Origin of the sequence: Mucilaginibacter sp. PAMB04274 (assembly GCF_039634385.2) — a bacterium.
Taxonomy (GTDB): Bacteria; Bacteroidota; Bacteroidia; order Sphingobacteriales; family Sphingobacteriaceae; genus Mucilaginibacter.
On sequence record NZ_CP155081.2, the window covers coordinates 252,160 to 275,144 of the forward strand.

At 44.4% G+C, this 22,985-nt stretch carries 23 protein-coding genes; 15 read left to right on the top strand and 8 right to left on the bottom strand.

Annotated elements, in window-relative coordinates:
• The first annotated feature begins 72 nt into the window (after window positions 1-72).
• The 9 genes from ABDD95_RS01140 to ABDD95_RS01180 all read left to right on the top strand — a co-directional run bounded on the left by ABDD95_RS01140 (window position 73) and on the right by ABDD95_RS01180 (window position 7,492).
• Window positions 73-711 carry an MBL fold metallo-hydrolase gene (locus ABDD95_RS01140; RefSeq protein ID WP_345950066.1) on the top strand — a complete coding sequence of 213 codons (639 nt, stop codon included), beginning with the start codon at window positions 73-75 and terminating at the stop codon, window positions 709-711.
• A 454-nt stretch (window positions 712-1,165) separates the two neighbouring features.
• Complete coding sequence (locus ABDD95_RS01145) at window positions 1,166-2,392, top strand: ABC transporter permease (RefSeq protein WP_345950067.1); 1,227 nt, start codon at window positions 1,166-1,168, stop codon at window positions 2,390-2,392.
• Window positions 2,393-2,401: 9 nt separating this feature from the next.
• Window positions 2,402-2,773 (top strand): hypothetical protein, encoded by a 372-nt coding sequence (locus ABDD95_RS01150; RefSeq protein ID WP_345950068.1) that lies wholly within the window; start codon window positions 2,402-2,404, stop codon window positions 2,771-2,773.
• 119 nt (window positions 2,774-2,892) lie between these two features.
• Entirely contained in the window at window positions 2,893-3,273 is a 381-nt protein-coding gene (gene rbfA, locus ABDD95_RS01155; RefSeq protein ID WP_345950069.1) for a 30S ribosome-binding factor RbfA, read from the top strand.
• Window positions 3,274-3,981, top strand: coding sequence for a peptidoglycan DD-metalloendopeptidase family protein (locus tag ABDD95_RS01160; RefSeq protein WP_345950070.1), 708 nt, complete (start codon window positions 3,274-3,276; stop codon window positions 3,979-3,981).
• Window positions 3,982-4,019: 38 nt separating this feature from the next.
• Entirely contained in the window at window positions 4,020-4,694 is a 675-nt protein-coding gene (locus tag ABDD95_RS01165) for an energy transducer TonB (RefSeq protein WP_345950071.1), read from the top strand.
• A 143-nt stretch (window positions 4,695-4,837) separates the two neighbouring features.
• Window positions 4,838-5,812 carry a hypothetical protein gene (locus ABDD95_RS01170; protein ID WP_345950072.1) on the top strand — a complete coding sequence of 325 codons (975 nt, stop codon included), beginning with the start codon at window positions 4,838-4,840 and terminating at the stop codon, window positions 5,810-5,812.
• A 98-nt stretch (window positions 5,813-5,910) separates the two neighbouring features.
• Window positions 5,911-6,939 carry an LLM class flavin-dependent oxidoreductase gene (locus tag ABDD95_RS01175; protein WP_345950073.1) on the top strand — a complete coding sequence of 343 codons (1,029 nt, stop codon included), beginning with the start codon at window positions 5,911-5,913 and terminating at the stop codon, window positions 6,937-6,939.
• A 97-nt stretch (window positions 6,940-7,036) separates the two neighbouring features.
• Entirely contained in the window at window positions 7,037-7,492 is a 456-nt protein-coding gene (locus ABDD95_RS01180; RefSeq protein ID WP_345950074.1) for a DoxX family protein, read from the top strand.
• A 106-nt stretch (window positions 7,493-7,598) separates the two neighbouring features.
• Here the strand turns inward: ABDD95_RS01180 and infB are convergent, their stop codons facing one another.
• The 7 genes from infB to ABDD95_RS01215 all read right to left on the bottom strand — a co-directional run bounded on the left by infB (window position 7,599) and on the right by ABDD95_RS01215 (window position 16,645).
• Window positions 7,599-10,688, bottom strand: a complete 3,090-nt coding sequence (gene infB / locus ABDD95_RS01185) for a translation initiation factor IF-2 (protein WP_345950075.1) — start codon at window positions 10,686-10,688, stop codon at window positions 7,599-7,601.
• Between the two features lie 63 nt (window positions 10,689-10,751).
• A complete protein-coding gene (gene nusA / locus ABDD95_RS01190; protein ID WP_345950076.1) occupies window positions 10,752-11,987 on the bottom strand; it encodes a transcription termination factor NusA in 1,236 nt (411 codons plus the stop codon).
• A 1-nt stretch (window position 11,988) separates the two neighbouring features.
• Window positions 11,989-12,453, bottom strand: a complete 465-nt coding sequence (gene rimP, locus ABDD95_RS01195; protein ID WP_345952083.1) for a ribosome assembly cofactor RimP — start codon at window positions 12,451-12,453, stop codon at window positions 11,989-11,991.
• A gap of 135 nt (window positions 12,454-12,588) precedes the next feature.
• A complete protein-coding gene (locus ABDD95_RS01200; protein ID WP_345950077.1) occupies window positions 12,589-12,960 on the bottom strand; it encodes a response regulator in 372 nt (123 codons plus the stop codon).
• Window positions 12,961-13,102: 142 nt separating this feature from the next.
• A complete protein-coding gene (locus ABDD95_RS01205; protein ID WP_345950078.1) occupies window positions 13,103-13,603 on the bottom strand; it encodes a DUF4142 domain-containing protein in 501 nt (166 codons plus the stop codon).
• Between the two features lie 115 nt (window positions 13,604-13,718).
• Window positions 13,719-14,348, bottom strand: coding sequence for an NAD(P)H-dependent oxidoreductase (locus ABDD95_RS01210; RefSeq protein WP_345950079.1), 630 nt, complete (start codon window positions 14,346-14,348; stop codon window positions 13,719-13,721).
• 110 nt (window positions 14,349-14,458) lie between these two features.
• Window positions 14,459-16,645: a transglycosylase domain-containing protein gene (locus tag ABDD95_RS01215; protein WP_345950080.1), complete on the bottom strand. Its 2,187-nt coding sequence runs from the start codon at window positions 16,643-16,645 to the stop codon at window positions 14,459-14,461.
• A gap of 117 nt (window positions 16,646-16,762) precedes the next feature.
• On the opposite strand from ABDD95_RS01215, the gene ABDD95_RS01220 reads away from it, so the two are divergent.
• The 5 genes from ABDD95_RS01220 to ABDD95_RS01240 all read left to right on the top strand — a co-directional run bounded on the left by ABDD95_RS01220 (window position 16,763) and on the right by ABDD95_RS01240 (window position 20,750).
• Window positions 16,763-17,851, top strand: coding sequence for an Mrp/NBP35 family ATP-binding protein (locus tag ABDD95_RS01220; protein WP_345950081.1), 1,089 nt, complete (start codon window positions 16,763-16,765; stop codon window positions 17,849-17,851).
• Between the two features lie 36 nt (window positions 17,852-17,887).
• Window positions 17,888-18,166, top strand: a complete 279-nt coding sequence (locus ABDD95_RS01225) for a NifU family protein (protein ID WP_345950082.1) — start codon at window positions 17,888-17,890, stop codon at window positions 18,164-18,166.
• Between the two features lie 110 nt (window positions 18,167-18,276).
• On the top strand, window positions 18,277-18,915 hold the full coding sequence (locus ABDD95_RS01230) for a hypothetical protein (protein WP_345950083.1): 639 nt from the start codon (window positions 18,277-18,279) through the stop codon (window positions 18,913-18,915).
• A 135-nt stretch (window positions 18,916-19,050) separates the two neighbouring features.
• Window positions 19,051-20,151, top strand: a complete 1,101-nt coding sequence (gene dinB, locus ABDD95_RS01235; protein ID WP_345950084.1) for a DNA polymerase IV — start codon at window positions 19,051-19,053, stop codon at window positions 20,149-20,151.
• A 65-nt stretch (window positions 20,152-20,216) separates the two neighbouring features.
• Window positions 20,217-20,750: a hypothetical protein gene (locus ABDD95_RS01240; protein ID WP_345950085.1), complete on the top strand. Its 534-nt coding sequence runs from the start codon at window positions 20,217-20,219 to the stop codon at window positions 20,748-20,750.
• Between the two features lie 119 nt (window positions 20,751-20,869).
• On the opposite strand, the gene rsmI is transcribed toward ABDD95_RS01240, so the two are convergent.
• Window positions 20,870-21,544 (bottom strand): 16S rRNA (cytidine(1402)-2'-O)-methyltransferase, encoded by a 675-nt coding sequence (gene rsmI, locus ABDD95_RS01245; RefSeq protein WP_345950086.1) that lies wholly within the window; start codon window positions 21,542-21,544, stop codon window positions 20,870-20,872.
• A 117-nt stretch (window positions 21,545-21,661) separates the two neighbouring features.
• On the opposite strand from rsmI, the gene serS reads away from it, so the two are divergent.
• Window positions 21,662-22,933: a serine--tRNA ligase gene (gene serS / locus ABDD95_RS01250; RefSeq protein ID WP_345950087.1), complete on the top strand. Its 1,272-nt coding sequence runs from the start codon at window positions 21,662-21,664 to the stop codon at window positions 22,931-22,933.
• Window positions 22,934-22,985: the final 52 nt, after the last annotated feature.

The following is a 22,985-nucleotide window of genomic DNA, read 5'->3' on the forward strand; positions in this document are numbered from 1 at the left end:
TGATTAGCAAGTATTGATTGCTATCTGACATTCAATATAGCCAAAATCCGAAATCAAGTCCTACTTTTGGCTATGGCATCTATCAAGGCATTTCCAAACAATCCATACCAGGAAAATACTTATATATTATATGATGATAGCGGAGAATGCGCTATTATAGACCCAGGCATGTATACCGCGGCTGAGCAAAATGCCGTAGTTAATTTTATCAGCTCAAATCAGCTCAAACCGGTTTTACTGCTCAACACGCATTGCCATATCGACCATGTACTGGGCAATAAGTTCGTGTTTGATCAGTACGGCCTCAAACCACAATTTCATGAAGGCGAATTAGTGGTACTGCAAACTATGCCCGTATGGGCCCAGCAATCGGGTATCCGTTACGAACTTTCGCCTTTGCCCGATACATACTTGCCAGAAAGCGGCACTATAACATTTGGCAATACCACGCTCGAACTCATTTTTGCCCCCGGCCATTCGCCTGCGCACCTTTGTTTTTATAGCAAAGATGATGTATTGCTGGTTGGTGGTGATGTGCTTTTTAGTGGCAGCATTGGCCGTACCGATCTGCCAGGCGGCAACCACACACAGTTGCTTAAAAACATCCGCGAGAAACTTTTTATCCTACCTTCCAATGTAGTGGTTTATCCCGGTCACGGTCCTGAAACCACCATAGGCTTAGAACGGGAGACGAACCCGTTTTTTGGGTAAGTTCTAAGTAAGATGCAAGTAGAATACAAACGATATACTGAGTTGAGTGTTGGGTTAGTAGTAAAAGGCCGTTATGCATATTGTCAGCTATCTGGGTTCTAAAAGATGAGCAATCCGGCTTGACTTATCAGATAGAAGATGTGCTGTTTTAGTGCCTTTTAATATTGGCGAGTCTTCGAAAGGTATCATGCAAAAGATAGCCTTCAATTCTTTTATATTGCAAGGGCTTATATGAATCAGAAACAAAAACTTCATTAGCCATACTTGCAGTAATACATAAAAGAGAAAGATAAGAAACAAGCGGTTGCACAATTAGAAGCTATAAGAACGTTATTAATGAAGTTGTAAGATATTATAAAACAGAGGGCTTAAAAAAACATGAAGCAAACCATTACTCCATTATTAAAGTAAACTTACAGCCTACCAACTTGAAACCTACAACTCAAAACCAACTTTGAATACCTCCATCTACATAGCGCAACGATACCTTTTTTCGAGAAAGAAGATGCATGCCATTAATATTATCTCAGGTATTTCCATGCTGGGGGTATTTGTGGGAAGCGCAGCGCTCATTATAATTTTGTCGGTTTTTAACGGATTCGAGAAGGTAATTTTGTCATTATACAACAACTTTACGCCCGAATTAAAAATTGAACCGACACGTGGTAAAACCTTCGACCCGAATACCCCTTACTTCAAAAGCTTGCGGCGAAATGAAAAGCTTTTTTCTTACATCGAGGCGTTAGAAGAGAAAGCCCTTGTACGGTATGGCAACCGTCAGTTTATTGCAACTGTGCGCGGGGTAAGCAAGGATTTTTTAAAAAACAAGCAACTGGACAGCACTATACAAAACGGCTCGTTTACGCTCGAAGCAAATAATGTGGCTTATGCCGTAATTGGTTCAATGGTGCAAAATAGTTTGGCCGTAAATATAAATGATCGGTATGCAGCCTTACAATTGTATTCGCCGCGCCGCAGGGTGGTAAATTCTATCAATCCCGAAGACGAGTTTGTGAGGCGCCCTATTGCAGTATCGGGCGTTTTTTCTATACAGCAGGATTTTGACGACATAGTGATAACGCCATTAGTTTTTGCCCGTGACCTGCTCGACGAGCCAAAAGATGTGTCATCATTAGCACTTAACTTCAAAAAAGGCATCAACATTAACCAGCAGCAACAAGTTATACAGCAAAAACTGGGCAAAGCGTTTTCTGTTAAAAACCGGTATCAGCAAAATACCGAGCTTTACAAAACGTTGAATTACGAACGCTGGTTTACGTTTTTGATTCTCACTTTTGTACTCATAATAGCCATATTTAATATCATAGGGTCGTTAACAATGCTGGTGCTGGATAAAAAGAAGGATATTGCCATTTTAACCAGCTTGGGTGCCGGTAAGCCGCTCATACAAGGCATTTTCTTTTTTGAGGGCATGATGATATCGGTTACCGGTTGTATAGCAGGCATCATTGTAGGACTAGTATTTTGTATACTACAGCAACATTTTGGGCTGGTAAAAATGGGTGGCCAAATGATGGTGATTGATGCCTACCCGGTTGATATGAAATTTACTGACTTTATCCTCGTTTTTTTAACTGTAACGGGTATCTCAGTTATTGCGTCGGGTATTAGCGCTCGTTTAAGCGTAAAAGGGTTAGACGAAATTAAACAGGATTTATAAATTTGCAGCATGGGGTATAAGCGTTTTAAATGGAGTTTAGCAATGCTGGTTATTTTAACCTGCTGCTTTGCTTGTAAGCAAAAAGCCGGGAAAGACGAGCCCCAGGTGTTTAAGGGCTTGTACAGTTTTGGTCCGGAGATAAAATCTTTTAAAAACTGTGACGATACGCACGAATACTGGGTAACCGACAGCTCAGCCCAATTAGAGCTAAAGTATACCCAAATGAATTTTGAAAAGCCTTACGAGCCTGTTTATGTTGAGGTTGAAGGCAAAAAGATCCCATCAGGTAGCGAGGGTATAGGCTCGGAGTATGATAGCACCCTGGTGGTAAAAAAAGTGCTCAAGATAACCAGGGAGATACCACCCGATCTTTGTAATTAAAAGGATAGCAAAGCAGCTGGTAAGCAGAATTGCTTTAAATTGTCAGTTTCGTAAAACCAAACTCCGGCCTTAACCTTTTACCTTTATCCTTATATAGCCTTTCACCTAAAATAATTATCATGGAATCAAAACGTCAACAAAAATTTGCCGGTGTGTTACAGCAAGACCTGGCCGCTATTTTTCAGCGCGAAGGAATGAATTATTTGCCCAACACGCTGGTAACTATTACCAAGGTGAGAGTTACCCCCGATTTGGCTATTGCCCGGGTATTTCTAAGCTTTTTCAACAACACCAATACGCAGCAATCGCTGCAAACTGTAAAGTCGCATGCGTCTGAAATTCGTTATAAACTAGGTGCCCGCATTAAAGACCAGGTAAGGGTAATACCCCAACTGGAGTTTTTTGTGGATGATACCAACGAGTATGTAGAGCGTATGGACAAGATTTTTGACAAAATAAGTAAAGAGCCACGCCAGAGCGAGGAGGGCGAAACTGAGTAAATGAGCAAGCACGAGCAGCTGGCTACCTATTTGCAGAACAACCGTAATAAGGTAAGTGGGGTTGTTGACTTTGATCCTGGTACTGACCGCCTGTTGCAGTTTGATTTTACCAGCAACAATACCAGGCTGTCGAGCGAAGATATTGCAGACACACTTAAGTTTAGTGCGTGGGTAAGCCAGGAGTTACTGCAAAGCGGTTGCCGTTATGGTATAGGTGGCTACATGGAGCACCGTACTTTGTATGCACGCAGCAAACTTTTTGGCACAGGCGGAGCAGAGCCCCGCCGTTTACATTTAGGAACAGATATTTGGGCCGATGCCGGTACGCCTGTATACGCTCCGTTAGCAGGCCATGTGCACAGCTTTCAGGATAATAACAGCTTTGGTGATTACGGGCCTACCATAATTTTGGAACACCATCTTGATGGATTACTGCTGTATACCTTATATGGGCATTTAAACCGTGCCAGTTTACAGGATTTAAGCATTGGCCAGGTAATTACGCAAGGCCAGCAGTTGGCGCAGTTTGGCAATATAACCGAAAATGGTAACTGGCCACCTCACCTGCACTTTCAGCTGATGTTCGATATGGAAGGGCTGGCTGGTGATTATCCGGGTGTAGCTCCTTACTCGCAAATGGAGCACTGGCGGCAAAATATTGCCGACCCAAATTTAATTTTGCAATTTACAGCCGCAACCATAATCTGATTTAACTGTTAGCGTTTAAGTTAAGTAATTGATTTAAAATGTTAAAAGTTCTTTTAACTATAATAACCACAGGCTTTTGCGGCCTGTTTAGCGGCTATGCGCAGCCCACGTTTAAAGGTGGTGCAGCCGCGCTTGATAATTTTATTGCAGCTAACATCATATACCCTGAGTTTTCGAGTCAGAACTGCATTGCTGCTACTATACAAGTAAGCTTTAATATTGATAAAGCTGGCGGAGTAACCGACGCTCAGGTTCAGCAGGGGCCTGGTATTGATCTGGATGAAGAAGCCTTGCGTGTGGTAAAACTAACCTCTGGTAAATGGGAAGTCCCCGCAGGTTACACCAATGCGGTAAGAGTAGTACTCCCTATCCGTTTCCGGCCCGATTACATAAAGTGCCAAAAGCGTACAGAAGGAATGATGAGTATGCAAGAAGCCATTATAGCCTACCAAAAAAGACAAGAGCTGGAAAATGCCGTAACTAATTATTATATTAACAAGTATGCAGGTAAGGCCCCAACACAAAAAGAAAGCACCATTGAGGCGCTTAAAACGGAGTTAGGCATTAACGAGGATCTTTGGAAGGACTTGCTTGAGCAAGCCAACCAGAAGCTTAAGCAAGGCGATAAGGAAGGCGCTTGTAAAGACTGGAACTTTGTTAAAAATACCGGAAGCAATATGGCCGACAGTTACCTGGCTAAACATTGCCAGTAATTGCTTTAATAGCGGTTGATGCAAACATAATTTCGTTGGCACATGTTAAAAATCTACAACCATTGTAGACTGAAATTTTACACAGGGCCTGTTGGACGCCGCTGGTAAAGTGCATAACTTTGATTTTAAGCAACTGACTAATTATGTTACCATTTATTATATCGCACGAGCACCCGGATTGGTTTAAGCCACTATTTACCGAGCTTGAGAAAAAAGGTATTCCTTACGAAACTGTAAATCCGACCCAGCATTTTTATGCCATAGAAGAGAAGACGCCACAAATGTCGCTGTTCTTTAACCGCATGAGTCCGTCGGCTTATTTGCGTGGTGGCGTGCAGGGTACTTTTTATACACTAAACTACCTGAAACACCTGGAGCATCATGGCATACGGGTTATTAACGGGTACCGCGCTTTTGTGTACGAAACATCAAAGGCATTACAATTAATGCTGATGGAACAACTGGGTATCAAATACCCAAAATCAAGGGTCATTAATCATCCTTCGCAAATTGAGGCCGCTACCGAAGGCCTGCGCTTCCCCCTAGTGGTGAAAGCTAATATTGGCGGAAGTGGCGCTGGTATCGAAAAATTTAATTCGATGGACGAAGTGCGTGAGGCTATTCAAAACAATCAAATTGATTTAGGAATTGACCATACTGCTTTGGTGCAGGAATTTATTCCGGCCCGTGGCGGTTACATTACGCGTGTAGAAACTTTGGGCGGCAAATTTTTATACGGCATTAAAGTATACACCACCGGCGAAAGTTTTAACCTGTGCCCGGCCGATATATGCCAGACAACTACAGGTCAGGATTTAGTTCGTAATGCCTGTGCGCTTGATGCGCCTAAAAATGGACTTAAAGTAGAAGCCTATACACCACCTGCTGATGTAATTAAAAACATTGAGACACTGGTACAGCAAAGCGGTATTGATGTAGGTGGCATTGAATATATTATTGACGACCGCGACGGTGAGGTGCTGTATTACGATGTAAACGCCCTATCAAACTTTGTGGCCGATGCCGTTAACGTAATTGGCTTTAACCCGCACGAGCGCCTGGTGGAATACCTGGAGCAGGAAGCAGTTAAAAAAGCTGAAGATGTAGCGGTGGTCTAAGATAAGTTGTGCGTTGTAAGTATATTTTGAGGTAATACCCGAAATGAATTGTCTGCAACTTACAACGCACAACCTACAATATAACATACAACTCAATAATGAATTACGGATATTGGTTACCCGTGTTTGGCGGGTGGCTGCGCAATGTAGAAGACGAGAACATGACCCCTACGTGGGATTATGTAAAGAAGCTGGCCATGCGCAGTGAAGAAATTGGTTTTGATCTGGCCCTGATAGCCGAACTTTACCTGAACGATATTAAGGGAGAGCAGGCACCTTCGTTAGATGCCTGGTCTACTGCCGCGGCACTGGCCGCTGTTACGCATAAACAGGAACTGATGGTGGCTGTAAGGCCAACGTTTCATAACCCTGCCCAGTTAGCCAAGCAAGCGGCTAATATAGATCACATCAGTAACGGGCGTATATCATTAAATGTGGTATCATCATGGTGGAAAGATGAGGCCGAAAAGTACGGCATCCAATTTGAACAGCATGATGACCGTTATGCCCGCACGGCGGAGTGGTTGAACGTGGTAGACAGCGTTTGGAACCGCGACAACTACAGCTTTGAGGGTAAATACTACCAGGTAAAAGACAATATCTTGCAACCTAAGCCGGTATCAACACCCCGGCCTAAAATATATGCCGGCGGCGAATCTGACGCGGCTAAAGATCTGATATCTTCTACCTGCGATGGGTACGTGATGCACGGCGACTCACCCGAGCTGATAGGTCGCCGGATAGCCGACATGCGCGAACGTCGCGAAAAGAAGGGTTTGCCGCCTATGCTTTATGGCGTGGCCGCGTACAGCATCATCCGCAATAACGAGCAGGAAGTTAAACAAGAACTGGAACGCATTACAAACGTGCAGGAAGGCTCATCGGGTTACAAAAATTACCAGCAGTGGCTGTCGGGTACTCAACTGGAGCAACGCGTTTCATTGCATGATTATTCGGTCTCAAACCGGGGCTTGCGCTCGGGCCTTACCGGTACACCCTGGCAGGTTCAGGATCGTATAGCCGAGTTTGAGAAGGTTGGCGTCGATTTCTTTCTTTTACAATGCAGCCCTCAGCTCGAAGAGATGGAGCGCTTTGCCGACAATATTATAGCCGCTAAGGTTAATTAATAGGCTTACCATATAGTTCTCAGCATCTAAACATTAGCCTGTAAAATAACATTTTACGGGCTTTGTGCGTTGTATTAGTATACCAATTTTAAACATTATGGAACTGCTATCCCAAGTTAAACTCTGGGGCGATCGCCATCACCCCAAATGGTTAGATTACTTCCGCATTGTATTAGGCATGATATTGATCTGGAAAGGTGTATCTTTTGCCTTAAACTTAAGCGCTTTTACAGCCTTAATGACGCAGAGCAGGCTGGTCACGGCGGTTTCATTAAGTATTGTAGCGCATATCATCATTGTACTGCACGTGATAGGCGGCCTGTTTATTGTTTTAGGTTCGCACACTCGCACATCATGTTTATTAAACTTACCAGTATTGCTTGTAGCAGTATTTTTTGTTAACCTTAGCCATAATATATTTAAGCCTTACGCTGAGTTCTGGCTTTCGTGCACGGTGCTGGTAGGCCTCATCTGCTTCCTGATCGAAGGCGATGGGATCATATCTGTAGAGCATACTAAAGAAGGCGATCAAAGCGTTGCTCATTCTCGATAGTGCTTTATATCGAATAATGTCGTTTTAGGGATTACAACCTCGCTTAAAACAAAAAGGCCGACGTATATAAAATACATCGGCCTTTTTTATTCATATTTCCGAAAGCTTATGCCAGCTTACGCTTTACTTCTACATTCTCGTAGGCTTCTACAATGTCACCTACTTCAATGTTGTTAAAGTTTTGAATGTTCAAACCACACTCGTAACCGGTGTTTACTTCTTTCACATCGTCTTTATAACGTTTAAGTGAAGCTAGCTCGCCGGTGTAAATTACCACACCCTCGCGGATGATACGTATTTTACTGTTACGGGTAATCTTACCATCTAATACCATACAACCTGCAATGGTACCCACCTTACTGATCTTGAAGGTTTCGCGTATTTCAACGTTAGCCACAATCTTTTCTTCAAAGGTTGGTGCCAGCATGCCTTCCATCGCTGTTTTAATTTCGTTGATGGCATCATAAATAATAGAGTACAGGCGTATATCTATTTGCTCCTGCTCGGCCAGTTTACGTGCACTGCCCGATGGGCGTACCTGGAAACCAATGATAATTGCATCAGAAGCAGTTGCAAGCAATACATCTGATTCGGAGATCTGACCTACTGCTTTTGATATAATGTTAACCTGTATCTGGTCTGTAGACAATTTCAGTAATGAGTCGGATAATGCCTCGATAGAACCGTCCACGTCACCTTTCACAATAATGTTCAGCTCCTTGAAGTTGCCTATCGCTAAACGACGGCCAATTTCATCAAGGGTGATGTGTTTCTGTGTACGTAAGCCCTGCTCGCGTTGTAATTGCAAACGTTTGTTGGCAATATCACGGGCTTCAACCTCACTTTCAAGTGCGTTAAACTTATCACCTGCGGTTGGTGCTCCCTGCATACCCAGCACCTGTACCGGTGTTGATGGGCCTGCCTCGCTTACACGCATACCGCGCTCATTAGTTAATGCCTTAACACGGCCGCTATAGCTACCGGCTAATATTGGATCGCCTACACGTAAGGTACCAGCTTGTACCAGTACTGTAGTAACAATACCACGGCCCTTATCTAAGGCTGCTTCAATTACAGTACCTACAGCGCGTTTATTAGGATTGGCTTTCAGTTCCATTAACTCAGCCTCTAACAGCACTTTTTCCAAAAGCAGGCCTACATTTAAGCCAGATTTGGCTGAAATTTCCTGCGATTGGTATTTACCGCCCCAATCTTCAACTAAAATGTTCATGGCAGCTAACTGCTCGCGCACTTTGTCGGCATTGGCGCCCGGTTTATCAATTTTATTGAAGGCAAATATAATAGGAGCACCTGCAGCCTGCGCGTGGTTAATGGCCTCGCGGGTTTGCGGCATCACGCTATCGTCAGCAGCAATAACAATGATAACAATATCCGTTACCTGGGCACCACGTGCACGCATAGCCGTAAACGCTTCGTGACCAGGTGTATCCAGGAAAGTGATCTTACGTTTGTCTTCCAGTGTTACTTCGTAGGCACCGATGTGCTGGGTTATACCACCAGCTTCGCCGCCAATAACGTTGGTTTTACGTATAAAGTCGAGCAATGAAGTTTTACCGTGATCGACGTGACCCATGATGGTTACGATAGGTGCACGAGGGATCAGTGTTTCCGGAGCATCTTCTTCCTCCAGGTTTATCTCTTCCTCATCAGGCTTAACAAACTCAATCTGATAGCCAAACTCGTCGGCCACAATGCTCAGGGTTTCCGCATCCAAACGTTGGTTGATGGATACGAACATGCCCAGGCTCATACATGTTGAGATAATTTGCGTTACAGAAACGTCCATTAAGGAGGCCAGCTCATTAGCGGTAACAAACTCGGTAACTTTAAGTACCTTAGATTGCAGTTCCTGTTCTAATGCTGCTTCCTCTGCTGATGCAGCTACATCATCCCGTTTCTGACGACGGAATTTAGCACGTTGTGCAAATTTACCCGATTTACCTGCGCCGCTTAAGCGGGCAAGCGTAGCTTTAATCTGGTCTTGTATTTCTTTTTCTGTTGGCTCTTCTTTAGGTGTACCTGGTGCCGGGGCATTTCGGTTACCAAAACCCGGACGATTGCCGCCTTGCTGGAAGCCGCCACCCGGACGGTTACCACCAAAACCCGGACGATTGCCACCGCCTTGTTGGAAACCACCCTGACGATTACCACCGCCTTGCTGGTTGCCACCCTGCTGGCCGCCGCCTTGTCCTTGCTGACCACCGGGTTGCTGACCTTGTTGAGGTCCCTGGCCCTGGCCTGGTCCGTTTTCCTTACGCTTGCGTTTACGTTTGTTCTCTGCAGAGTTAGGGTTTGATGACCCTGCAGGTCCGTTTCCACGGCGGTTATTGTCAACCGGTAGTTGTATTTTACCAATTACATTTGGGCCGGTAAGGCGTTCTGCTTTCGCACGAATTACCTGGTTTTCCGGGGCTACTTCAGCTTCTGGTTTTGTAGCTGCAACCGGAGGCGTTACAGGTGCCGCCGGTGCTTGTACTACCGGAGCAGCAGGTGCAGGAGCCACTGGCTCTTGCTTAACCGGCTCGGGAGCAGGCTCTGGCTTGGCCACAGGTGCCGCCGGTGCTTGTACTACCGGAGCAGCAGGTGCAGGAGCCACTGGCTCTTGCTTAACCGGCTCGGGAGCAGGCTCTGGCTTGGCCACAGGTGCCGCCGGTGCTTGTACTACCGGAGCAGCAGGTGCAGGAGCCACTGGCTCTTGTTTAACCGGCTCGGGAGCAGGCTCTGGCTTGGCTTCGGGTTTCGGAGCGGGTTTGTTCAGGTTGTTCAGGTCAATTTTACCTACAACCTTTACGCCCGGTAACGAACCGTCTGGCCGCTCTTGTGGCTTTTCAGCCTCTTTAGGCCGATTGGGCGATTGCGCAAATGTGCCCGCGTTTTTGATCAGGATTTCCTCCTGCTCAAAATCCTTAGCACGTGTCTCGGCCGGCTTGTCAGGAACAAAGCCAGGCTCATCACGGCGTATTTTGCCTATGTTGATCTGCTTAGCTTCTTCCTTAATGCTTTTATCAGCAGCAAACTGCTTTACCAGACTGCTGTACATGTCGCTGTTAAGCACTGCGTTAGGGTTTTTGTCAACTTTATAACCTTTCGAGTTTAAAAAGTCTACAATGGTACCCATACCAATGTTCAGCTCTTTTACTGCTTTAATTAACTTTATACCTTTGTCTTCTGACATTTATTAATTCTTTCTCTGCTTATTATATGCAAATTTACGATTTTTTATTGGCATATATTCAGCTTATTCAAACTCAGCCTGCAGAATTGATAAAACTTCTTTTATCGTTTCTTCTTCAAGGTCAGTACGTTTAACCAACTCACCAAGGCTCAGACTTAATATTGATTTTGCTGTATCTAAACCAACGCGTTTAAACTCATCAATAATCCAGCCATCTATCTCATCTGAGAATTCTTCGATGTCCACATCTTCCTCGTGCTCATCGGCCTCCCTGTAAACATCAACCTCGTAACCGGTTAATTTGCCGGCCAGTTTAATGTTGTGGCCGCCACGGCCAATAGCCAGTGATACCTGATCGGGTTTTAAATAAACAGCGGCTGTTTTACGCTCCTCATCCAACTTAATGGTGGTGATTTTTGCCGGTGATAATGCACGCTGAATGTACAGCTGGACGTTATTGGTGTAGTTTATAACGTCTATATTTTCATTTTTTAATTCACGAACGATACCGTGAATACGTGAACCTTTCATACCCACACAGGCGCCTACCGGATCAATACGGTCATCGTATGACTCAACGGCTACCTTAGCACGCTCGCCCGGTTCGCGAACAATTTTCTTAATGGTGATCAATCCGTCGAAAATTTCGGGCACTTCCAGTTCAAACAAACGCTGTAAAAATTCTGGTGCGGTACGCGAAATGATGATTTTAGGATTACTGTTCATCATGTCAACCTTGTGTACCACCGCTTTTACACTGTCGCCTTTTTTGAAGTAATCTGCCGGAATTTGTTCGCTTTTTGGTAACAAAAGCTCATTTCCTTCATCATCCAGTACCAGCGTTTCTTTTTTCCAAACCTGGTATACCTCACCAGAAATTAGCTCACCTACACGGTCTTTGTATTTTTTAAAGATCTCGTCTTTCTCGAGCTCCAGAATTTTGGATACCAGTGTTTGACGTGCGGCTAAAATAGCCCGGCGGCCAAAACTTTCTAACGTAATCTGTTCAACAAACTCGTCACCAACTTCCAAATCTGGGTCATGTTTGTGTGCTTCGGCTAATTCAATTTCCAGGTCGTCATCTTCCGAAAATCCGTCTTCCATTACGGTACGGGTACGCCATATCTCCAAGTCACCATTGTCGGTGTTAACGATTACGTCGCAGTTTTCGTCATTGCCGTATTTTTTACGGATCATGCTGCGAAATACATCTTCCAACACACTCATCATGGTTGGGCGGTCAATGTTTTTAAAATCCTTAAACTCCTGAAAGGAGTCGATCAAATTAATATTGCTCATCTTATTTAAACGATATTAAAACTTTAGTTTCTGTTATACTATCAACCGGAATGGCACTTTCTACCAGTACGGCTTTTTTGCCTTGTTCTTTTACTTTTTCTTCAATAATTACATTGTCGGCCGTTAAAGCCAGCAACTTGCCTTCGCGTTTGCCGCCATCTGCAGTTTTGATAGCTACCTGGCGGCCAACGTTTTTTACATACTGCCGCGGCAGGGTAAGAGGCGTATCAATACCCGGCGATGATACCTCCAGGTTATAAGCATCGGCTATTACATTTTCCTCTTCCAGATGATAGCCTACGTGGCGGCTCACATCGGCACAATCGCCTACGCCAAGTCCGGTATCGCCATCAATCAGGATAATTAACTTACCGTTGCTGTGCATTTTTACACTTACCAAAAACACGCCTGGCTTTTCGGCCAGCTTTTCTTCAACCAGTTCTGTTACCCGCTTTTCAATATTCATCATTTACCAAAATTTGATTGATAAATAAAAAGAGGGGACACAGGTCCCCTCTTTTCTTTCCACAAATATAAATACTTTTATTTGAATTTCAAGTGGTTTGTTGCATTTGTAAGCTTACAAACTGCTGTGTATACCTCAGGCAGCTAGCTGAAACTGAATTTTATTAATGAGCGCCTGCACATCAAACGGCTTTAGCACAAAATCATCGGGAGCGCCTTCCGTGCTCTCTAACAAACGCGATGCAGCCTGGTAATTTCCTGATATAAAAATAATAGGTATATGCCTCGTTTCGGGGGCTGATTTCAGTGCTGAGCAAATTATGGTTCCATCTAATCCGGCCAGCATAATATCCAGCAAAATCAAATCGGGTTTAAAACGTGCTACGGCCTGAAATATATTCTCGGCCTTGGAAAGGGTTTCTACTTTATAATCGTATCTCAACAGTAAATCCCTTAGCATCTCCAACGTTTCCTTATCGTCGTCTACGGCTAATATCTTTTTGTACATGGCTTTTATTCAACAGGAACTGAACAATTCGTATGCCAAGTATCGGATATTAATCAATATGAAACAAGTGGCTATTGGTGGTTAAATAAACCACAAAAGGAGACCAGCGCTGGTCTCCTTTTATGGTAAAGTGTACTGTAAATTACTGTACAGATAAATTCATATTGGCTGCTATGGATTGTACAGAAGCCAAATGCTGCCTTAATTTAGGCAGTGTTTTTACCGCAAACGCTTTTACGTCCGCGTCTTTTGCGTTGGTTGATGCTCTCTCAAACAAGGCTATTGTTTTCTTATGGTCGGCTACCATCATAGTTATGTAGTTCTTGTCAAACTCAGTGCCTGTAGTGTTGGCTAACATAGGATCGGCAGGCATAGCAGGCACTGCAGTCGAATAGCCTTTTTTAAGGGCAATTTTTTTCAATTCTGCATTAGCCAGTGTGTGATCTTTAATCATACGCAAGCCGTAGGCTTTAACGCTGGCAGATTTACCTTTTTTAGCAGCCAGTTGGCCGGCTTTAACTTCCATTGTATTACCCATGGCGGCATTTTTTACAAAGTTTACAGTTACCGTATCTGTAGTTTGGGCAAAAGATAGCTGGGCGAATAATGCACCAAGTATCATTAAAAGAGCGTGCTTTTTCATAATAATAGATTATTTACAACTACAACAGTTTTGAAAGAAGCCGGTTTTACAAAAAAAAGGCTGCCTTGTAAAAAGACAACCCTTACAACCTAATATACCCCTATTAAATTTGTAATTATATTTTGATGAAAAGCTCTGCATCGGGCTTACGCACTTTAGCAAACTGGCTGTATGGATCTTCGTCCGAACGGTAGCCCACATTTACCAGTACAGAAGTGGTCAAGCCCTTTTCTTTTAAGCCCAAAATTTCGTCGAATTTGCCAGCGTTGAAGCCTTCCATAGGGGAGGTATCAATGCCGAGTTCAGAAGCAGCGCTGATTAATACGCCTAAAGCAATATAAGCTTGTTTGTGTGCCCAAGCAATTTTTTGGTCTTCGCCCATGCGTGCGATTGAACCCAGCATGGCGTTCTCAAAATCTGCCAGGTTTGCACGGTCTACCTGGCGTACGCGTGCAACTTCGTCTACGTAGGTTTTAACGTAAGCCTCATTAATTTCTGTTTCGGCAGCAAATATTATCACTTGCGATGCGTCGGTTAATTGCGTTTGGCCGTAAGCGGCTTCCTTGAGTTGCTCGCGTATTGCAGCATCCTCCACTACAATAATTTTATAATGTTGCAGGCCAAATGAAGAAGGTGCGAGTTGTGTTGTCTTTAATAACGTTTGCAGCTTATCGGCACTGATTTTTTTAGTATGATCAAATTTCTTAGTAGCATAGCGCCACTCTAAGGCGTTTAATAATGACATGACTGTTTGTTTTAGTAGAGCAAAAATACATGTTTAAACATGTATTTTTGCAATCATATTGTCATACTTATTGATGCCTGGTTTTTAGGGACAAAAATGAGGGCGATTAATTAAAGCAAGCCACGTTCACGTAATTGTTTACGGCGTTCCTTTTCCAGGCGCTTTTGTTCTTTTTGTGCATCCTTTTCCCGCTTCTTTACGGCGTCAAGGGAGTCGGCAATCGCCTCTTTGCGGCGGTCAGCGCTATCTTTTTTGCCAAACAGACGTGACAGGAAACCCTGCTTTTTCTCAGGCTCAGCCTGCGGCTCTGTAACGCCTGGTAGTAAGATGTTTGGTGCGTCTGTATCGTCAGGATCCTGCTGCATCAGGCTATCGGCCACTGCGGTGTCAATAGGAGCAATGCGCTGCCTTAGCGATTCTCTTAAACGTACATTGTAAAACCCGTAAGCGCTGCTGTCGCGCTGGGTCCAGCCGCGTTTAGCCATCAGGTTACCAATTAGCCTGAAATAGCCATGCAGGCGGTAACGCAACGAGCCATCGGGCTCAAAGGCGTATAAACCTGCCTTTGGATTGGGTACAATGCTGGCCAGGTAAATACTTTCGCCCAAAGTAAGCTGGGCAGGTGTTTTGTTAAAGTAGAACCGGGCTGCTTCGCCAATGCCGTAAACATTTTTACCCCACTCTATAATGTTAAAATAAACTTCCAGCATGCGGTCCTTGGTCATCACCTGGCCGTTATACAAAAGCCACACAATCAGTATTTCCTCAAACTTGCGGGTAAGGGTCTTTTGCCTGCTTAAAAAAGCGTTTTTAACCAATTGCATAGAGATAGTACTGCCACCCCGTTTGAAACGCTTTTCTTTAAAATCTTCGGCTATTGATTTACGCAGTGATTCCTGCACAAAGCCATGGTTGGTATAAAACGATGGATCTTCGGCCGTCATAACCGCATTACGCAGGTCGGGCGCTATTTCGTACAGCGGTGTAAAATCAGGGTTTGACGGACCTACGGTACGTGGTGGCATAGGCTTGCCTTTTTCGTAAGGTGTGTAAACAAACTCGCGGTTGAGGCGGCTCAGGTCTGTTTTGCCAAAACGCAATATCCGGAAATCCTGCTTGGCCAGGCCCGATTCAAACTGTACTTCATCAGGATTAGAAGTATCTAAAAAGAAGTGCATGTTATAACGCAGCTTTCCGGCTACCTGTATACCTTCAACAGAGTCAAATAACCCGCGTGGAAAGGAGTCGAAAAAGTTCTGCGCATCCTGCCAGTCAGTATGTACTTTAACGGTATACAATTTAACCGGCCGCATTTTATATTTAATATACGGATGGATGTTGAGCTTTTTAAGGTGAATAACCGATGAGCTATCGAGCGATATATACTTATCACCTACAAACACATTGGCATCAATTGATCCATCGGGCACAACTACATTTGTAGCTGACAGTGCCGGATGATTAACCAACAGGTTTTTAACCGAGCAATAAGTGTAAACCTGTGTTTCATCGTTGCCGTGCTCTACCTTATTAAGGCGTGTAGTGAGCGTATCAAAGTTAAATTTCAGCTTAAACTTCTTTTCTATCAGCGGCAGTTCCACCTTTTTGCCATCGGCGTATAGTTTTACGTCAATCTCTTTATCTGATGGGTGTAGCTTGCCTGTAAAATGCCAGGTGGATTCGTGGTCGTTCACATCAATGGTGGAGGTCAGGTCTCCATCATCAATACGAGCGGTTTTAGCTAATAACTTCACCTGGTTGCTATCGTCAGCAAACGTTATTCTAAAATTTTGAAGATTAAGATTGTCCGGAATTTTATAAAGCACCTGGTTAATGAGGTTATCAGCAAACTCATTTAAACCCGATTTGGTCTTGGTTGAAGTAGAGTCTCTTTTTTTACGGAACAGGAAATCATAATTACGTACGCCGTTTTTACTGATGAAATTTAAATAGCCATCCACCAATTTTACGTCTGACAGTTTAATGTTGCCGAAAATTAGCGGCCAAAGCTTTACGCTTAGTTCAAAATTGTCGATGCGCAGCAGGCTATCACGCTGGTAGGGCACTATACTGATGTGATCAAAAGCCACACTGCTGAGGCCGGTGAACTTGGCTTTGCCTATTTTTACATCTAAATTATACTCGCGTTTGGCTTTTGCTTTAGCTTTGCTGATAGCATTTTGCAGCAATGTTTCGCGCTTTGAATATGCTACATACCCGCCGATCAGGATTAACAGTACAATTATGCCGAGCACAATGCCGGCTATACGAAGATATTTAGGGTTAAGGCGATGCATCAGTAAATTTTATCCAAAACTAAATCTTATCGGCTATAAAACGATTTCGAACCGCAATTATTTCTCTAACAAAAGCAATACGCCCCTGTTTTAGTATTTTTGTGTCAATATAAAAACATGCAACTAAACAAAGAACAAGTACTGCAAGCCTTAAGTAATGTTGAGGAGCCCGATCTGAAAAAAGACCTGGTTACGCTGAACATGATTCAGGATATACATATTGAAGGTAACAAGCTTAGCTTTTCGGTGATATTAACTACGCCGGCCTGTCCGTTAAAGGGGCTCATTGAGAATGCCTGCCGCAATGCGATCAGTCATTTCATCAGCCCGGATATTGAAGTGAGCATTAATATGACCTCGCGCGTTACCACGCAAAAAAACACCGGCGTACCGGGCGTTAAAAATATTATTGCCGTAGCATCGGGCAAAGGCGGGGTAGGTAAATCAACCGTGGCGGCTAACCTGGCTTTAAGTTTGGCAGCCAGTGGGGCCAAGGTGGGCTTAATTGACGCGGATATATACGGTCCTTCGGTGCCTATTATGTTTGGTTTAGAAGGAGCCCGGCCTAAAGCGAGCCAGGAGAATGGTAAAACCCGCATTGAGCCGATTGAAAAATATGGTATTAAATTGCTTTCAATAGGCTTTTTTACCGATCCTAATCAACCTGTGCCATGGCGCGGGCCAATGGTATCAACGGCGGTAAAACAATTATTTAACGATGCCGACTGGGGTGAGCTGGATTATTTAGTAGTTGACCTGCCTCCAGGCACCGGCGATATTCATATCACTGTAACACAAAGCTTCCCCATAACGGGCGCTGTTATTGTAACCACGCCGCAAAACGTAGCGCTGGCCGATGCCAAGAAAGGTGTGGGGATGTTCATGATGGAATCTATCAATGTGCCTATACTGGGTGTGATCGAGAACATGTCGTACTTTACACCTGCAGAACTGCCCGATAATAAATATTATATTTTTGGTCAGGGTGGCGGTTTAAAGCTGGCTCAGTTAGTAAATGCGCCGTTTTTGGGAGAAATTCCACTGGTGCAAAGCATTAGCGAATCGGGAGATGCAGGAAAACCGGCCGTGCTGGAGGGTGCAGGCTTAATGCACCAGGCGTTTGGCCATATAGCCGAGCGCGTAGCACAGCAAGTATCGATTTATAACGCAAAGGCAACAGACTATGCCGACGTCATAAATCGTTAAAAAATTAATATCTTTACATTACAAAAAAGTATAAACATGAGTTTATTTGATCAGGTAGAAGCAGCTCTCGATACCATAAGACCATATTTGGAAGCTGACGGGGGGAATGTTTCGGTAGAAGAGATTACTCCTGATAATGTTGTTAAATTAAAGTTACTGGGTTCGTGCGGTTCATGCCCTATGAGCATCATGACTCTAAAAGCAGGAATTGAGCAGGCCATTATGAAGGCAGTGCCCGAGGTAACTGCGGTTGAGGCTTTAAACTTAACCGATATGGACGATCCTAATGCGGTTTTGCCAGCCAATATGCGTTAATGTTAAGTAATGTTAAAGCTTAGCCCAATTTTATTTTAAACATTATTTTTGCTTGCTGAAACTATTTGAATAAACCCGGCGTAAATAATATTATACGGCTTAAGTGTTCCATGAAGAAGTGTTTGCTGATTTTAATTGTATGCCTGTTTGCTGCAGTGACTGCTTTTGCCCAAAAGGCAGATAAGCCCCTGGTGCAATTTACCGGTATTACTTTTAATGCCGACAGCGATAGGGTAATAGTACCTTATGTAACCATCACTAACCTGTCTAACAAAAATTCTGTTTTTATTGCCAATTACAAAGGTTACTTCTCTTTTGTAGTGCACGAGCGCGATACTTTGCGGTTTACATCGGTAGGCTTTGCGCCGCAGGAAGTAGTTATACCCGCTAACCTGGCTAATAAAAGCCACACGATTCAAATATTTATGAAGCCGCAGGTTATTAACCTGCCGGCTTTCCATATGTTCCCCTGGGCTACTACTGATGAGTTTAAAAAAGATTTCCTCACCATGAAACTGGCCGATGATGATCTAGAAAATGCCCGCAAAAATCTGAGCCGGAGCTCACTTGCGGCGGCCAACAGCACCTTGCCTCGCGATGCCAACGAAATACAATCGGCCGTTGGGCAGGATATGCACAATAGGATACTTAACTCACACTCCCTTATACCTAACCCACTGCTTAACCCTATTGCCTGGGGTACCCTCATCAAACAAATTACTGACGGCGACAAGAGCCGGGCTAATTAATATCCTTTTTGAGCGTGTATGTCCGTATGCTTACGTGTAGCTCATGCAAAATGTGATTCTTGGCTATTGCTCAACTTAAAAAATTAAGCATTACACAGCCTTCAAGCAACTCGCTCGCAGTTGTTATATTTGTATATGCTCTTACCCAATGCCTACCGTAAAATAATCCATATTGATATGGATGCTTTTTATGCATCTGTGGAGCAGCGCGATAATCCCGAATACAGAGGTAAGCCACTGGTGGTAGGCGGATTGCCGGAGGGCCGGGGAGGTGTGGTGGCAACGGCCAGTTATGAAGCGCGTAAGTTTGGCATTCGCTCGGCAATGCCCTCAAAAAAAGCATTGCAATTGTGTCCGCACGCTTTGTTTGTGCGCCCGCGGTTTGCGGTGTACAAAGAAGTCTCCAGGCACATACGCGAAATATTTAGCCGGTATACTGATTTAATTGAGCCGCTTTCGTTAGATGAGGCTTACCTGGATGTAACCGAAGATAAATTGGGTATAGGGTCGGCTATAGAAATTGCCATGCAAATTAAAAAAGCCATTAAGAATGAGTTGCAGCTTACGGCATCGGCTGGGGTATCGGTTAATAAGTTTGTGGCTAAGATTGCTTCTGATATTAACAAGCCAGATGGGTTGAAGTTTATTGGTCCGTCGGCCATTGAAAATTTTATGGAGCAGTTACCGGTCGAAAAGTTTTTTGGCGTAGGTAAAGTAACTGCAGAGAAAATGAAAAAGATGGGGCTGCATACCGGTGCTGATTTAAAGCAGCTTACTCAAGACGATTTAGTTAAGCACTTTGGTAAAACAGGCCGCTTTTATCATCAAATTGTGCGTGGCCTTGATGACCGGCCCGTACAACCGCACCGCGAAACGAAAAGCATGGGTGCCGAAGATACCTTTGCCTACGACCTGACCGAGACCGAAGAAATGCATACCGAGCTGGATAAAATAGCACAAACTGTAGCCGACCGCCTCGAACGCTATAATCTTAAAGGCCGCACCATAACACTCAAAATTAAATACAGCGACTTTAAGCAGATCACCCGTAATCAATCTTTTACCCAACCCATTGGTGATGTGCAAACACTTAGCACTACAGCAAAGCAACTGCTGCTGGCCACACAGCCTGATGACGTGCGTATTCGCTTGCTGGGTATTTCGGTATCCAACTTTGGAGAGCTAGCCCCTAAAGTAAAAAGGGACGATGTGCCCGAACAATTGAAGCTGTTTTAGCGTTTGCACAACAGAAAACATCAACCTTAATAAAAGCACGCTTATGTGTTTGCTTTATCTATTACATGAGATTTGCCAGGCCTATTCTTCTTTCTATTGTACTGTTTAATATCGCTTTCAAAGTGGCTTATGGCCAGGCACGTAATTCAATTGGTGTTGGCGCCGGTTTAAATTTCCCCTTCAAAACAGGCTATAGCATTGGCCGCGACAGGGTACTACAGATGCAGTTATTCTCCAAAAAACAATGGGCTTTTATGCCGGTACTTGGCTTGGAAAAATTTAAAGGTAAGCAGGAAGCCAATATGGATGTAGCCTTTCTAAACATGGCCGCTAAATACTATGTTAGTAAAACGGTGTTTATTTACGCAGGCCCATCCGTTTATGCAGGGGGGAATGATAACGGTGTAGCAGGTGCCGGCGGTGCCGTTGGTGCAGGGTATGATTGGACGCTTGATGGCTTTAGCAGCATAGAGTTTTCGCTAAGGACTGACTTTTTGCAGGCTTACACGCGCTTGCCTCCAGCCGCTGGAATACGGGTAGCCTACAAATTTAATTTCAAGCATAAAGACGGTGAACGGAACCGGTTTGATATTCCCTAGCATTGCTTAGTACATTATACCACTATTTTACAGTCGTATTCTTGGTGCAACGTTCGGGATGGCGTTGCGGTTCTTTAATAAACGGATCTCAAGTCTTATTTCTAGAGAGTTTGGATGAACTATTCCTTCCCCGCCACGCAGATCACAAATTCGCCCTTAACAGGGTGCGTTTCGTAATACGTTTTTACCTCGGCTACTGTTCCACGTACGGTTTCTTCGAACATTTTAGTGAGCTCGCGCGATACGGAGATCTGCCTGTCGGCTCCCCAGTAAGTAATCATTTCATCCAGCGTTTTTAACAGGCGATGGGGCGACTCATATAAAATAATGGTGCGCTCCTCTTCAGCTAAATATTTATACCGTGTTTGGCGGCCTTTTTTCAGCGGTAAAAAACCTTCAAAGCAAAACTTATCCGTCGGGAAGCCCGAGTTAACCAGGGCGGGCACAAAAGCAGTGGCGCCCGGCAGGCATTCCACGGGCAAATCATGCCGTAGGGCCTCACGCACCAGGAAAAAACCCGGATCGGAGATAGCCGGCGTGCCGGCGTCTGATATAAGCGCTATATTCTTTCCTTCCAGCAAGAACTTTACAATTTCGGTTGATGATTGATGCTCATTGTGCTGATGATGCGCAAATACCTTTTTCTCGATGCCAAAATGTTTGAGCAGGGGGGCTGAGGTACGGGTGTCCTCTGCCAGTATCAGGTCGGCCTCTTTTAGCACCCTGATGGCCCGGTAGGTCATATCCTCTAGGTTACCGATGGGTGTAGGCACTAAGTAAAGTTTACCGGTCATGTTGCTTACGGGTGGTGGTTACAGGCTGATTGGTTGAGCGCAAGTGAAAAAAAATCACCACTCACCACTCACAACCCGCAACTCATCCTATCTTTGCTGCGAAAATTATCTGAAATAATGCTGCAAGTTAGTTATATCCGCGATAACAAGGAACAGGTTTTAGAACGTTTAGCTGTTAAAAATTTTAAACAGCCCGAACTGGTTGATGAAATTATACGCTTAGACGATAACCGCCGTCAGACGCAAAACCATTTAGACACTACATCGGCCGAGGCCAACACGGCCGCCAAGCGTATTGGTGAGCTCATGCGTAATGGACAGAAAGCTGAAGCCGACCTGCTTAAATCGCAAACCGGAACCTGGAAAGAGGATATTAAGCAGCTAAACGAGCAGCTGAGCGCCATTGAGCAAGAGTTACAGCAAAAACTGGTAATACTGCCCAACCTGCCTCATTCTAGTGTGCCGAAAGGAGTAAGCGCTGATGACAATGAGGTAGTATTGGAGAATGGCGAGAGACCTAACTTACCCGAAAATGCCCTGCCACATTGGGAACTGGCCACCAAATATAACCTTATAGATTTTGAACTGGGCGTTAAAATTACCGGCGCCGGGTTTCCGGTTTATAAGGGCAAGGGAGCTAAATTGCAGCGTGCTTTAATTAGTTTCTTTTTGGATGAGGCCGAAAAAGCCGGTTACAACGAAGTGATGCTGCCGCTGATGGTAAACGAAGCATCGGGTTTTGGCACCGGGCAACTGCCGGATAAAGAAGGACAGATGTATTTTGTTGGTCAGGATAACTTGTACCTGATACCTACTGCTGAAGTGCCTATTACCAACCTGTACCGCGATGTAATATTGAAGGGTGACGAACTACCCATCAAAAATTGTGGTTATACACCATGTTTCCGTCGTGAGGCAGGTTCATATGGCGCACACGTACGTGGGTTGAACCGCTTACACCAGTTTGATAAGGTGGAAATTGTGCAGGTAGTACATCCCGATCAATCATATGATATACTGGAGCAAATGAGCACACACATACAAGGCTTGCTGCAAAAGCTGGGCTTGCCTTACCGCGTACTGCGTTTATGTGGCGGCGATATGGGCTTTACGTCGGCCCTTACGTATGATATGGAGACCTGGAGCGCCGCACAGCAGCGCTGGCTGGAGGTATCATCAGTTTCTAACTTCGAAACGTACCAAAGTAACCGCTTAAAACTGCGTTTCCGCAATGCCGAGGGTAAAACTCAACTGGCGCATACCTTAAATGGTAGCGCACTGGCACTGCCGCGTATTGTAGCCACCCTATTGGAGAATAACCAAACTGATAAAGGTATTAAAATACCGGAGGTACTGGTGCCTTATACCCGTTTTGAGTGGATAGATTAAATTGATTTCGAAATCCCGGTGTTGAATTTCGTATTTTGATAAAAGCGTCATT

Excerpts from the sequence above, each read along its gene's own strand:
- ABDD95_RS01140 (WP_345950066.1), top strand. The coding sequence starts at position 73 with ATGGCATCTATCAAGGCATTTCCAAACAATCCATACCAGGAAAATACT.
- ABDD95_RS01150 (WP_345950068.1), top strand. The coding sequence starts at position 2,402 with ATGGGGTATAAGCGTTTTAAATGGAGTTTAGCAATGCTGGTTATTTTA.
- rbfA (WP_345950069.1), top strand. The coding sequence starts at position 2,893 with ATGGAATCAAAACGTCAACAAAAATTTGCCGGTGTGTTACAGCAAGAC.
- ABDD95_RS01160 (WP_345950070.1), top strand. The coding sequence starts at position 3,274 with ATGAGCAAGCACGAGCAGCTGGCTACCTATTTGCAGAACAACCGTAAT.
- ABDD95_RS01165 (WP_345950071.1), top strand. The coding sequence starts at position 4,020 with ATGTTAAAAGTTCTTTTAACTATAATAACCACAGGCTTTTGCGGCCTG.
- ABDD95_RS01170 (WP_345950072.1), top strand. The coding sequence starts at position 4,838 with ATGTTACCATTTATTATATCGCACGAGCACCCGGATTGGTTTAAGCCA.
- ABDD95_RS01175 (WP_345950073.1), top strand. The coding sequence starts at position 5,911 with ATGAATTACGGATATTGGTTACCCGTGTTTGGCGGGTGGCTGCGCAAT.
- ABDD95_RS01180 (WP_345950074.1), top strand. The coding sequence starts at position 7,037 with ATGGAACTGCTATCCCAAGTTAAACTCTGGGGCGATCGCCATCACCCC.
- infB (WP_345950075.1), bottom strand. The coding sequence starts at position 10,688 with ATGTCAGAAGACAAAGGTATAAAGTTAATTAAAGCAGTAAAAGAGCTG.
- nusA (WP_345950076.1), bottom strand. The coding sequence starts at position 11,987 with ATGAGCAATATTAATTTGATCGACTCCTTTCAGGAGTTTAAGGATTTT.
- rimP (WP_345952083.1), bottom strand. The coding sequence starts at position 12,453 with ATGAATATTGAAAAGCGGGTAACAGAACTGGTTGAAGAAAAGCTGGCC.
- ABDD95_RS01200 (WP_345950077.1), bottom strand. The coding sequence starts at position 12,960 with ATGTACAAAAAGATATTAGCCGTAGACGACGATAAGGAAACGTTGGAG.
- ABDD95_RS01205 (WP_345950078.1), bottom strand. The coding sequence starts at position 13,603 with ATGAAAAAGCACGCTCTTTTAATGATACTTGGTGCATTATTCGCCCAG.
- ABDD95_RS01210 (WP_345950079.1), bottom strand. The coding sequence starts at position 14,348 with ATGTCATTATTAAACGCCTTAGAGTGGCGCTATGCTACTAAGAAATTT.
- ABDD95_RS01215 (WP_345950080.1), bottom strand. The coding sequence starts at position 16,645 with ATGCATCGCCTTAACCCTAAATATCTTCGTATAGCCGGCATTGTGCTC.
- ABDD95_RS01220 (WP_345950081.1), top strand. The coding sequence starts at position 16,763 with ATGCAACTAAACAAAGAACAAGTACTGCAAGCCTTAAGTAATGTTGAG.
- ABDD95_RS01225 (WP_345950082.1), top strand. The coding sequence starts at position 17,888 with ATGAGTTTATTTGATCAGGTAGAAGCAGCTCTCGATACCATAAGACCA.
- ABDD95_RS01230 (WP_345950083.1), top strand. The coding sequence starts at position 18,277 with ATGAAGAAGTGTTTGCTGATTTTAATTGTATGCCTGTTTGCTGCAGTG.
- dinB (WP_345950084.1), top strand. The coding sequence starts at position 19,051 with ATGCTCTTACCCAATGCCTACCGTAAAATAATCCATATTGATATGGAT.
- ABDD95_RS01240 (WP_345950085.1), top strand. The coding sequence starts at position 20,217 with ATGAGATTTGCCAGGCCTATTCTTCTTTCTATTGTACTGTTTAATATC.
- rsmI (WP_345950086.1), bottom strand. The coding sequence starts at position 21,544 with ATGACCGGTAAACTTTACTTAGTGCCTACACCCATCGGTAACCTAGAG.
- serS (WP_345950087.1), top strand. The coding sequence starts at position 21,662 with ATGCTGCAAGTTAGTTATATCCGCGATAACAAGGAACAGGTTTTAGAA.